Source organism: Desulfothermus sp. (assembly GCF_053993635.1).
In genome coordinates, this window is record NZ_JBMYBT010000012.1 from 1 (window position 1) to 12,599 (window position 12,599).

Consider the following 12,599-nt stretch of genomic DNA (forward strand, 5'->3'; position numbering starts at 1 on the left):
GAAATAATCGATAGGTTGGAGCGGGCATGGTTGGATAAAGTTGATGGTATTGTTATAAATGCAGGCGCTTATACCCATACCTCCCTTGCTATTAGAGATTGTATATCCTGGATAAAAATCCCATGTGTGGAGGTTCATATTAGTAATTTGTGGACAAGAAAAGAAAAGATCAGGCATCAGAGTATGCTTTCTCCCAAATGCATTGGCGTGGTATCAGGCTTTGGTATCTTTTCATATGTATTGGGGGTACTTGCCTTGATAGAATATCTAGATAACACCAAGGGTGATAACTCATAAGATATGAAACATTGACAACTGCTTAATTTTCTTTCACAAAGAGAGGGAAAGACAAAACAAGGAGGATGTTCATGTACACCACATCAGATATTCGAAAGGGTCTAAAAATAGAGTTTAAAGGCGAACCATATGAGATAATAGATTTTCTCCATGCAAAATATGGAAGGGGTGGCGCCCATATATGGACAAAGCTAAAAAATCTCCTAAACGGATCAGTGATAGAATACACCTTCAGGTCCGGGGAGAAGATTGAAAGACCTGATTTGGTCACAAAGGAAGTCCAGTACTTATATCGAGAAGGTGATGAATTAGTTTTCATGGACCTTGAGACCTATGAGCAGATGTATGTGCCAGCTTCTACCCTGGACAAAAAGGTCTATTTCCTAAAAGAAGGAGAAACAAACAAGGTTTTAATATATAATGGACAGATAATTGATGTAAATTTGCCTGCAGCAGTTGTGTTGGAAGTAATTGAGACTGAACCTGGGGTCAAAGGAGATACTGTTAGTGGGGCAACTAAACCAGCTACTTTAGAAGGTGGGCTTACAGTAAATGTACCACTTTTTATAAATACAGGGGATAGGGTCAAGGTGGATACCAGGACATTTGAATACCTTGGCAGAGAATAGATTAGTTTTATGGAGAAAGGTAATTATGGAAACAAATTGGTCAGGGAAATTTGGTCCCTGACCCTTTTATTTGTGTGTATTTTTTTATTCCTGTCTATATTTTCTTATTCTCCAAAAGATCCTTCCTTTAATGTGGCTACATCCATCACAAAGGTAAGAAATTTCGGCGGCATTATTGGAGCTTACCTGGGCGGGCTTGTAGTTGAACTATTTGGCAATGTTTCATGGTTAGTCCCTTTTTTGTTTCTCTGGTCTGGTCTTTGTGTTTTTTTGGAGAAATTAAGATTGCGCTGGTATAGAATAGTCGGCCTTTTTTTTCTTATTTTATTTTTATTGATGTTTTTTGCATCGAAATTTGGAAATTCTGTTTATATTAAAAATATCCACGGTGGTGGTTATATTGGTAATTGGCTATTTTCCATGACCAATAAATATTTTAGTTTTGGTGGCACCCTACTTGTTTGGACATTTTTAATTGTTATTGGAGTTCAACTTACTTTTCTTTTTTTGTGGAAAGATATTTTTCGCTATATTGGAAACGTTCTTTTTATATCTCTAAAATGGATAAAAAATGTTTTTTGTTCAAGAGAGAAAAATAGGACTCATTTTAAAAGCGAAAATTCTAAAAATGAATCTATTTCCAGACAACTAAAGATACTTAATAAGGAACATAATGAAACAAAAAAAGAAATTATTTCTACCAAGAAGGATACCAATACGAAAAAACAAAAAAAACAAGAGTATAATAAAAAAGAAATACCAATAGACGTTGAAACTAGTTATCCATCTGTTGATCTTTTAGATCCACTAAAAAATCAAGACAATGAAATTGACACTAAATATTTTGATGATATGTCAAATAGACTTATTGCATGCTTAAAGGATTTCGGAGTAGAGGGAGAACTTTTAAATATAAAACCTGGTCCTGTTGTAACTATGTTTGAATTTCGTCCAGCACCAGGCATAAAGATAAGTAAGATCGCCCAACTGAATAATGATTTGGCCCTTGCTTTAAAAGCTGTAGCTGTTAGAATAGAGGCTCCTATTCCAGGAAAAGACTATATTGGTATTGAAATTCCAAATAAAAATAGAAAAATCGTATATTTCAGGGAAATTGTTCAGTCAAAGGTTTTTCAACAGAGTAAGGCTAACTTACCAATAGTTTTGGGGCAAGATATTCAGGGGAGGCCAAGGGTAGAAGACCTGGCTAGAATGCCTCATCTCTTAGTTGCTGGTGCAACAGGGGCTGGAAAAAGTGTGTGTCTAAATTCTATTATAATCAGTTTACTTATGCGATTTTCTCCTGAAGATGTGAAATTTTTGTTAATCGATCCAAAACGAATTGAAATGGCTTCATATTCGCAACTTCCGCACTTAATCCACCCAGTTGTAGTGGACATGGAACTTGCCAAAACAGCATTAGAGTGGGCAGTAAGTGAAATGGAATACAGGTACGACAAAATGGCTGAAATCGGAGCTAGAAACATCTATGGATATAATGAAAAAATAAAAAAAGGAGATATTCAAGATTCTAATCAATCTCCTATGCCTTATTTAGTCATTGTAATTGATGAAATGGCAGACCTCATGCTGACTGCAGGTAAGGAGGCAGAGGCAAAAATAATTAGACTTGCCCAGCTTGCAAGGGCAGCAGGTATTCATTTGATACTGGCTACCCAGAGACCATCTGTAGATGTGGTAACAGGACTTATAAAGGCAAATTTTCCAGCCAGAGTGGCTTTTCAAGTCACATCAAAACATGACTCAAGGACTATTTTAGATAATGTAGGTGCAGAACATCTACTTGGCAAAGGGGACATGCTGTTTAAACCTCCGGCAGGTAGGATACAGCGGATTCATGGGGCCTATATAAGTGACGGAGAAATAAACAGGATAATTAAATTTTGGGAACAAAAATATCCAAAAACAGATCATATGGACTTAAAGGAATGGAAAATAGAGAAGGAACAGGATAAAAGAATCGATAGTGGAGATGATGAGTATAGCGATCCCCTGTATCAAGATGCAGTTAAATTTGTGATGGAACAAGACAGGATCTCTATATCGATGTTGCAGCGCTATTTGAGGATTGGATTTAATAAGGCCGCCAGGTTTGTGGAAATGATGGAAAAAGAAGGAATAATAGGGCCGCAGGAGGGTAGTAAGCCTAGGATAGTAATAAAAAAATAAATCTTTCATGGAGTAATGGGTTATGGAAAAAAAAGATATTGCTAATATGCACCAGACAGCGCAGAATATTTTAGAAAAGGCCCATGAGTTATTTGTAGAAAAGGGTTATGAGCGCTCTTCAATGAGAGAGATAGCTGAAAGGGTTGGAATCAGCAAGGCAGCGTTATATCATCACTTTAAAAACAAAGAAGAAATCTTATTCACCCTATGTGTACAGGCTGGAGAGATAATAAATGAAGATATGAGACAGGCTATTTTAAAAAGTGAAACTCAATATTCCAATGTCAGGGATCAGTTAGTAAACATTTTGTATGACTATACAATTGGTTATTTAAAACATAAAAATTTTAACAAAATCTTGTTCTTTGAAATTGAATCCCTTCCTCCAGAAAAAAGGGAGATCATAATAAATTATGAAAGGTCCAATGTTGCGCAGTTTAAGAATTACTTAAGAAGAATAATGGAGCAGGGAAAGATTAAAAAGACTAATATTACAGTTCTTACCTTTTGCTTTTTTGCTACAGTTCAATGGCTCTATTTTTGGTATAAGAAAGATGGTCAGTTGAGTATCAGAGAAATAATTGAAAATATCGTGGATTATTTTTTATATGGAATTATAGGGGATGAGAAATAATATAGTTCATTTTTTTGAATACAAAGAGGCCAAAACAATTTCCTTTGAAATTTATCTAGACCCAGGTTATATATCTAAACCTTTGAGTATAAAAGGCCTTAATTTTGATATGACAAAGTGATTATTTATGCTATTTTAATTTTTATAGGAGTTTAATATGGAAGATGTTAAAATAATTTTAAATGCCCAAGACATGCCAACTAGTTGGTACAATATCTTACCAGATCTACCAACTCCAATGTCCCCACCCCTTCATCCAGGTACAAAACAGCCTGTATCACCAGATGATTTAAAGGAAATATTTCCAATGGGGCTTATTTTACAAGAGGTGAGTTCTGATAGAGAGATCAAAATTCCCGAACAAGTTTTGGAAAAATATATTATATGGCGTCCAACCCCCCTACGCAGGGCAAAGAATCTGGAAAAATTTTTAAATACCCCTGCTAAAATCTACTTTAAAGACGAATCAGTCTCTCCTCCAGGAAGTCATAAGCCAAACACTGCAGTTCCCCAGGCCTATTATAATAAACTGGAAAATACCAAAAAGATCTGTACTGAGACTGGAGCGGGTCAGTGGGGTAGTGCCCTGGCTTTTGCCTGTGCCCAATTTGGAATTGAATGTGAAGTTTTTATGGTCAGGGTAAGTTTTGATCAAAAACCCTATAGAAAAATAATGATGCAAACATGGGGCGCTAATTGTATCCCGAGTCCAAGTGAACTTACCAAGATAGGTAGGGAAATTTTAGAAAGAAGCCCAGATTCTCCTGGAAGCCTTGGTATAGCCATTAGTGAAGCAATAGAAAGAGCTGTTGGCGACAGTGCTACCAAATATGCACTTGGAAGCGTATTAAATCATGTGCTACTCCATCAGACAATTATAGGGCTAGAGGCAAAAAAACAACTAGAGCTAATAGGGGAAAAGCCTGATGTAGTAATTGGATGTGCTGGCGGTGGAAGTAATTTTGCTGGATTGGCCGTGCCCTTTGTAAGGGACAAGATAAATGGAGATAAAATCGATATTTATGCCGTAGAGCCAGCATCCTGTCCAACCATGACAATGGGAAGGTATTTGTATGACTTTGGAGATGTAGCCAAAAGCACACCTCTTTTGCCAATGCATACATTGGGACATTCATTTATACCACCACCAGTCCATGCGGGAGGCCTGAGATATCACGGAATGGCGCCAATTGTCAGTAAATTGATAGAAGAAGAACTTATAATGCCAGTATCAGTTCCTCAATTGGAAACATTTGAGGCTGGCATTAATTGGGCAAGATGCGAAGGATTCATCCCAGCGCCTGAAACCACTCACGCCATTTGTTATGTAATAAAAGAGGCCCAAAAGGCTAAAGAAGAAGGTAAAGAAAAGACTATAATATTTTCCTATAGTGGACATGGACTGGTTGATATGGCAGCTTATGAGGCTTACATGGAAGGTAAGCTCTTCAACTATTCCCTTTCAGAAGAAGATATTGAAAAGGCACTGGAAGAGCTAAAAGAATTTCCAACACCATAGTTTTTTATGGGTGGAGTATTAGACAAAATAATAAGAAGGTGTCCTAGACTTGGACATGAGGTAAGTGTTAAATATTGTTTAGTAGAAAAGGGCAATCTCCCTTGTGAGCGCCTTATGATGTGCTGGGGAGATTCCCCTTCTCTTGTTAAATTATTTAGAAAAATCTTAGGAAAAGACAGAGTCAAAACTTATAATTACCCTCACGCAGACAAACTTATTCAACTGGCTGATAATGTAAAAAAAATCAAACAACATCGGAGAGACAATATGTTTTCTTTAACACAGATACATGCCTTTTTTAATGAGTTATATGAAGGCAAAGTAAGGTGCATATCTTTAGATGAATTTGGAAAACAAGAAGGTGAGGTATTAAAGGACTTTGGCTATGGTAAGCCTATCATAGTCAATATAGAATTTGACAGCGGAGAAAAAAAAGATGTGGTTATCTCTACTATGAGGGGTGATGAATATGGCCACCAATATTATTGGGATAGGGCAAGGATTCTAATGTTTCAATATGAAACAGGGGGGAAATTGGATAAGCATGTGAGGCCAGTTGCCATAGGATATATGTCTCAAGATGGGCTAATTCCTGTTAAAGGGGCCAAGGAATTTTTCATTGTAAATGAACGAGTAAATGGAGAGGATTATTATCTTAGTTTGGACAGGATAAAAAAGGGAGATTTTAGAGAAGAGGATATAGAGTTTGTTAAAAAATTGGCAAGGTATCTGGCCAAAATTCATTCTCAAAAATATCAACAAGACGATTTATACATTAGAAGAATTCGAAATTTAATTGGAGATTGTGAATGCATATTTGGAATAATAGATGGTTATCCATATCCATACAATGATTATCCAGAAGAGAGGTTCATTCAACTTGAAAAAGAGTTGATTTCATGGCGGTGGAAGTTAAAAAAGTATTGTTATCGCCTTTGTGTAGTGCATGGTGATTTTCATCCATGGAATGTCCTCGTAACAGGCGATAATGATTTTTGGGTATTGGATAGGAGCAGAGGAGAATATGGAGAGGCGGCAGATGACGTTGCAACCATGGCATGTAATTATATTTTATATGGCCTATATGACAGGCCCAAGATAACTGGACCATTTGAGAAGATGTATATGACATTTTTTGAAGAATATTTATCTTACACTGAAGATAAGGAAATATTGGAAGTTATAGCTCCATTTTTCGTATTTAGAGCACTGGTTATAGCATCTCCAAAATGGTATCCAAATCATCCAAAAGAGGTAAGGGCAGGACTTTTCAGATTTATGGAAAATATCTTAAAAGATGAAAAATTTGATTATAAAAATATTAACAAATATATGCAGGGATAAGAGAATTTATGGGAACTACTGGATATTGCTTTTGGTTTGTGGGACTACCTGGATGCGGAAAGTCTTCAATTAGTAAGATGGTCTATAAAGCTCTTTTAGATAAAGGAATAGATGTTGTGTATCTGGAGATGGATAAGCTCAGGAAAAAATATTTTCCCAACCCCAAATACACCGCTGATGAGAGGGAAAAGGCGTATGAATTATTTGTGGAAGACGGATGCAGAGAGTTTATGAAAGGAAAGGTGGTTATTATGGATGGCACCGCCTATAAACTTAAAATGAGGCAACTGGCAAGAAAGAAAATGGGGGAGAAATTTTTCGAGATATATGTTAAGTGCAGCATAGAAACTGCAATAAAAAGGGAATCTCAGAGAAAAAATGGCCTGGTTATGGCAAATCTATATAAAAAGGCACTGGATAGAAAAAATACTGGAAAGCAATATCCAGGGCTTGGAGAAGTGATAGGAGTAGATGTCCCTTTTGAGGAAGACAAAAATTGTGATTTTGTGCTTGAAAATGATGAACTTGAATTAGATATGGCAGTTTCTATGTGTCTTGAATTTATAGAAAAAATTTTATTTAATAACAAGGATTAAATAGAGTAAATTAGCAAATCTCAACGAGGGGTGTTAAAGTCAACAAAAAACTTCAAATATCTTTCCTAATCCTCAAACTTGACCTTTGGAACTAGGTGATATTTTTAGCTTTTTTATCAAGTAATTACAGTTCGACTTTATTATTAGATTTAAATTCTTGCAAGTCCTAAAAATATCGTATGTATAACTATTATTAAAAATAGAAAGATAGGACGCGCTATATTTTTTTTCTTTTTTAAATATATTATTGATATTGCATTGTGTGGACAGATTGCAATACAATCTCCACAAAGGGTGCAAAAGAAATTTATTTTAGCAGTTTTGTCTATTGAAATTGCCTCGTACGGGCATTTGATTTCACATATACCACATGATGTACATTTTTTTTCATCTACCCTAATTCTAAAAGGATTTACCTTACCCAATGTACATGATACAATGCCAATTGGACACCAGGATATACAATGAGTCATTTTTCCCAAAAATGGTGATAAAATAAATATAAATATAAGACTGATAATTCCAAAAGAAGACACAACCAAAATCAATGTATCTTGCGGAAATTTGAGTAATTTAAAAATAATTGCTAGCAAAAATGTTAAAAATAAATTTATAAACGATATGTGTCTAATTAATCTAATCTTGGACGTCTTTCTCAAAGAAGATGTATAAGCATCAAGGCCTCCTACATAACAGAGATGGCTACACCATGCAGGTCCCACTAAAATTATAGTGGACAAAAATAGACATATCATAAAAAAGCCGTGTCCCCTGTATATTGGGCCTCCAATAATTAGCGCTGGGATTGGGAAGTGTAATTTTCCTGTCATAAGAAACTGATTGTTTACAAAAATTCCTAAAAATAACTGAGCGAAAAATACCAATGAAAATAACAACCATATCTTTTTTCTAAGCGCCTTATGATTTTTGGGATCTTTGAGTTTATTACCCAAATAGGCTCCATAAACTGCCAAGAGAAATGCTTCTAGATTTCCCAAATAAAGCCCAAATCTATCAAGTATAAGGGGTTTTATACTTAATTTTGCCCTTATAAACATAAGAATAGAAAAAATAGCTATAAAAACAAATATAGAAAGCAAATTATTTTGTATGTCTTGTTTTAATGATTTGTAGTGGGAGAAAATATATAATATCACAAACATATTAAATAAAGTAACTATTCCCATAATTAAAATTAAGCGAAGGTACGGTAAATGGGATAAGATTCTAAAGTAAACCAATTCATGAGTAATTTTTAACCACAAAAAAAAGGATCCAATAAGTAGTGAAGTAGATAAAATGTATTTAATGGGAAAATCAGTAAATAGAAGCGCTCCACAAATTAAATATATCCCAAAATAGCCATAATTTCCAATCTTTAAAAAATGCAGGGACGCAAGAAACAAGGTGAAAAAAATTAATGTCCTATTTTTTAATGTATCCATGTTCAATTTCTTCATATGAGAGGTTGTCTATAATTTTTTTTGCATTGTAAATATCAGGATATTTATCAAAAAGTCCCAGAAAATATCTATAAAAGTCATAGATCTTAAGGGGTTCTATTTTAAGGATAGGTGTAGCAAATTTAGGGTGCCTTCCCAATCTTCCTCCAACTAAAACTTCAAAAAAGGCTTGTGTGCTAAAAATGGAGCCAGTTGTACATGCCCTAACACAATCCAAGCACCCTAAACACTTGTGTTTTTGTATTACAATCTTTTCTGTCACTGAGATAGCATTTTCTTTGCATGCGTTCTCGCACTCTAAGCAATTTATGCATAAGGATTCATCGTATCCAATTTCTGATCTCAAGATAAATCCAAGGTCTTTAATCTGGGACTTAGCACATGCATTTGGACATGCAGAGATTCCAATTTTAAGAATCTGATGTTTCCTAGGAAGATTTTCCTCAATTTTAAACCTCTGGTGCCAGGTGGAGTTTTTAGATATATCAATAAGATTTGAAATTATTTCAGGATAAGTTGAAATAGCGTTTCTACATCCTTTAGAAATTCCTTTACAATACTCAATTTCCACACCTACTATAGATGTAATCATACTAAAGTCCTTCTTAAATTTGGCAAATGGGTTCCCAACCTAAATTATGAAGGTGATAGAAGTCAAGAGAATCCACGGGGATGTATGTAATATTCTAATAAAGGGCTCATCGCCTAGCTTATTAGTGTTTTTATAGGTTGACATAAAAAAACGATTAAAATAAATTTAAAAATATGGAACAGACAACATGTCAAAACCCCATTGAAAAAATTCCACCAGAGGTGTGGGAAGATTTTCTAAAGGACTATGTTAGCCGTTTTATAAGGGAAGAGTTAGAGCGCTTTGTCTTATCCAATGAACAAAAGGCCAAAGAACTCTCGTTAATAGAGAGGGTTATTAGAGTAGAAGAAGAACTAAAGGCACTTAGAGAAATAGAGTCCGCTCGGTTTGAACCGATGGAGAGACGCTTTGAGACCCTCCAAAGACAGATGAATGCTCGGTTTGAAGCCTTGCAAAAAGAGATGAATGCTCGGTTTGAATCGATAGATAAAAGATTTGAAGCAACAGAGAAGAGATTAACTTTTTTGCAATGGTTTCTGGGTATAGGTTTTAGTGCTGTTTTATGTTTAACATCCCTTATGCCCCTCTGGTTTAAGCTGTTTCAATAAAGATTTCCTCAAATTGATTTTAGTGGAAAAGCGTGTATTTCCATTATGGAACGATATTGTTTTTCCCTACGTCAAGTGAACACTATTATTGAAGCACCTTTTACAGAACATGCATTACTTTATGTGTCAGCTACAAGGGCAAAAAAAGGTGTGTTAGTTACTTGCTTTGGTGAGCCCAGTGAGTTTATATCTTAGGTTGTGATGAATTATATATTAAGATCAGTTATTTTTTGTTTATTTTCATTTTTCTTATCCTCTTCCCAAAATCAAAATTCCTGTATTAAGTGTCACAAAAACATTAAACCTCCTGATAAAAATCATGTAAGTTGCATACAGTGTCATGGTGGAAATCCTCTAGCATATGACAATAGCACTGCCCACATAGGTCTTATCAAAAAAGGCCCTTCAATTATTTCCTTTAAAAAATTATGTGGCAAATGCCATTTGTGGGAATATTTAAGGATTAATTCATCACAAATGGCCACTAATGTGGGCATGATAAACAGGATACAGAAAATATGGGAAGGAGACTCAAAAAATGTATATAGCGTGATAAAACAGGAACAATTTGATTCTAAAGGACGAAAGATTAATATAAGGTGGATTGGAGAATTAGACAATCTAGGGGCAGAGCTATATAGAAAGTTTTGTGCAAGCTGTCATCTGGGCTATCCTGTTTATGCAAATAAATTTAATACAGGATGTTTTATCTGCCATATGGAATATTCTAAAAAAAATGGATATGTGCATAGATTAACAGCTACACCTTCAACTGATGTGTGTCTTATGTGTCATATGCGAAGTGGAAGGATAGGTCTATCTTACACTGGCCTTTATGAGGCCAATAATATGGTGCCTACATCAACACATGGCCCAAAATACCCATTAAGAGGTGGAAGGTCTTTATTGCATATATATGCTGATGTGCATTACAAGGCTGGCATGGATTGCATAGATTGTCATACTTCCAGGGATGTTATGGGAGATGGATATCTCTATTCAAATAAAGATGATCAGGTCGAGATAAGCTGCACAGATTGTCATGGAGATGGAGATAGTTATCCCAGAGTCAAAGAGATAGAGCGAGAATCATATGTCTTTGTTGAGGCAAAAAATTATAAAAAAAATGATTATCTTCACATAGGAACAAAGTTGGTTTTGACAAAAAAAGGGAGAATGTATTCAAATGTCTATATGGATAAAGGCAAAGTGTATGTTATAGGGAAAAGGAGCGGGAAAAAATTTGAGTGCCCAATTATAACTAAAACCAAAGAACACACAATTTATGGACATAAAAGACTCAAGTGTTATGTTTGCCATACAAGGGTAATGCCTCAGTGTTTTGGCTGTCATACATATTATTTTTCGTATGATAAGATTAAACAAAAATATACACATGGAAGATTTTTAGAAAAAGAGGATTTTAGAGAACCAAATTATTTTATCCTTGGTGTAGATAAAAATAACAAAATCACTACTCTTACCCCTGGGTGTGAGACCTATGTGTATGTAAAAAATAAGGATAAATGGATAAAGTCTGGTTATGTGAGTAAATATAAGGGCAAGAGGCAATTTAGGTTTGCACCAATCTTTTCCCACAATACGTCAAAAAATACGCTAGATTGCATTGAATGCCACGCAAATCCATATATCCTGGGGTTTGGCAAAGGGAATTTTACCTTAAATGGACAATTTAAAAATATTTATATGTGTGCCAAGGAGTTAAGTTTAGATGGGTTGCTATGTATTTTAAAAAATGGAAAAATAGTAGCCCATGGAGCAGTGATAGGGCAGGGGGCAAGGCCATTTACATCTAAAGAGATTAAAGGAATATTAAAAGTAAATCAATGTCTTGTGTGTCATAATAATCAATATGAAATATTTAAAGATCCAGTTGATTATTCTCGTATTAATACCTGTATTAATCTATACAAACAGAAATTTGCAGGCAAAGATACATCCAAAACTAGATAGACCCTGTATATTGTGCCATAAAAGATATACATCTATTTTTAGATCTATAATGGCTACAAGAAAAAGGGAAAAGGTCTTTGCAAAAAAGGTTTTTGTAAAATACGACAGATATTTCTTTAAAAAAAATTGTAATAATTGTCATATAAAGGATTGTCTTAATTGCCATAGAATAGCTAATAATATACCTCTAAAACCAGATGTTTATGATTGTATCAAATGTCACAATGGCTATCATATTGGTATTGAATATACAGGGCTTTCAAAAAAGGATCCATCTTATAGATATAAGCAGGGAATTGTGTATAAAGGAAATTACTATTTAAAGATGAGACAAGATATCCATTATAAAAAAGGATTGTTATGTAGAAATTGTCATAGTATGGAAAGTCTAATGAAAAATAAAAAATCATCAAAAAGATGTGTAGATTGCCATAGAGTAGATAAGAAGATTTATGCGCATAAAATTGAGAAACACCTACAAAAATTAGAATGTTACACATGTCATAGCTTTTGGCTAAGTCAGGAATATGGAACATATTTTATCAGGAATTATAACATAAATAAAATGTTTAAATACGGTGTTGTAGATAAATTATCCAAAGAATATGCTAGATCTGTCTATTACACAAAAAGGGATAAGTTTCCACTTGCTATAAATAAAAGAGGAAGAATCTCTCCTGTTAGGCCTGAATTTATTGTAATTTATTCAGATATAAAGGATAAAAAGATTCAGAATATAGTGCTTTCAAACAC

12 protein-coding genes are annotated in these 12,599 nt (G+C 34.5%); 10 read left to right on the forward strand and 2 right to left on the reverse strand.

Annotated features, from left to right (window positions below; genetic code table 11):
• From ACY2V1_RS00770 to ACY2V1_RS00800, 7 genes are all read left to right on the forward strand, one after another.
• Positions 1-297: type II 3-dehydroquinate dehydratase (locus ACY2V1_RS00770; protein WP_461832883.1), on the forward strand; the 297-nt coding region annotated here is incomplete at its 5' end.
• Positions 298-368: 71 nt separating this feature from the next.
• Entirely contained in the window at positions 369-926 is a 558-nt protein-coding gene (gene efp / locus ACY2V1_RS00775) for an elongation factor P (protein ID WP_461832884.1), read from the forward strand.
• A 9-nt stretch (positions 927-935) separates the two neighbouring features.
• Positions 936-3,116 carry a DNA translocase FtsK gene (locus tag ACY2V1_RS00780; protein ID WP_461832885.1) on the forward strand — a complete coding sequence of 727 codons (2,181 nt, stop codon included), beginning with the start codon at positions 936-938 and terminating at the stop codon, positions 3,114-3,116.
• A gap of 22 nt (positions 3,117-3,138) precedes the next feature.
• Positions 3,139-3,750: a TetR/AcrR family transcriptional regulator gene (locus ACY2V1_RS00785; protein WP_461832886.1), complete on the forward strand. Its 612-nt coding sequence runs from the start codon at positions 3,139-3,141 to the stop codon at positions 3,748-3,750.
• A gap of 157 nt (positions 3,751-3,907) precedes the next feature.
• The gene (locus ACY2V1_RS00790; protein WP_461832887.1) at positions 3,908-5,269 is read left to right on the forward strand and encodes a TrpB-like pyridoxal phosphate-dependent enzyme; all 1,362 of its coding nucleotides are present in this window, start codon (positions 3,908-3,910) and stop codon (positions 5,267-5,269) included.
• A 6-nt stretch (positions 5,270-5,275) separates the two neighbouring features.
• Positions 5,276-6,613, forward strand: coding sequence for an aminoglycoside phosphotransferase family protein (locus tag ACY2V1_RS00795; RefSeq protein WP_461832888.1), 1,338 nt, complete (start codon positions 5,276-5,278; stop codon positions 6,611-6,613).
• A gap of 8 nt (positions 6,614-6,621) precedes the next feature.
• On the forward strand, positions 6,622-7,209 hold the full coding sequence (locus ACY2V1_RS00800; RefSeq protein WP_461832889.1) for an adenylyl-sulfate kinase: 588 nt from the start codon (positions 6,622-6,624) through the stop codon (positions 7,207-7,209).
• 149 nt (positions 7,210-7,358) lie between these two features.
• On the opposite strand, the gene ACY2V1_RS00805 is transcribed toward ACY2V1_RS00800, so the two are convergent.
• Together ACY2V1_RS00805 and ACY2V1_RS00810 are read right to left on the reverse strand one after the other, a co-directional pair.
• Complete coding sequence (locus ACY2V1_RS00805) at positions 7,359-8,654, reverse strand: 4Fe-4S binding protein (protein ID WP_461832890.1); 1,296 nt, start codon at positions 8,652-8,654, stop codon at positions 7,359-7,361.
• A complete protein-coding gene (locus tag ACY2V1_RS00810) occupies positions 8,635-9,264 on the reverse strand; it encodes a 4Fe-4S binding protein (RefSeq protein WP_461832891.1) in 630 nt (209 codons plus the stop codon). The genes ACY2V1_RS00805 and ACY2V1_RS00810 overlap by 20 nt, the downstream gene beginning before the upstream one ends.
• A 173-nt stretch (positions 9,265-9,437) precedes the next feature.
• Here ACY2V1_RS00810 and ACY2V1_RS00815 point away from each other — a divergent pair, with 173 nt between their 5' ends.
• From ACY2V1_RS00815 to extO, 3 genes are all read left to right on the forward strand, one after another.
• Complete coding sequence (locus ACY2V1_RS00815; protein WP_461832892.1) at positions 9,438-9,872, forward strand: hypothetical protein; 435 nt, start codon at positions 9,438-9,440, stop codon at positions 9,870-9,872.
• 477 nt (positions 9,873-10,349) lie between these two features.
• Positions 10,350-11,846 carry a multiheme c-type cytochrome gene (locus ACY2V1_RS00820; protein ID WP_461832893.1) on the forward strand — a complete coding sequence of 499 codons (1,497 nt, stop codon included), beginning with the start codon at positions 10,350-10,352 and terminating at the stop codon, positions 11,844-11,846.
• The coding region (gene extO / locus ACY2V1_RS00825) for a selenite/tellurite reduction operon b-type cytochrome iron-sulfur cluster-binding subunit ExtO (RefSeq protein ID WP_461832894.1) at positions 11,815-12,599 on the forward strand (785 nt) is incomplete at its 3' end. The genes ACY2V1_RS00820 and extO, both read left to right, overlap by 32 nt.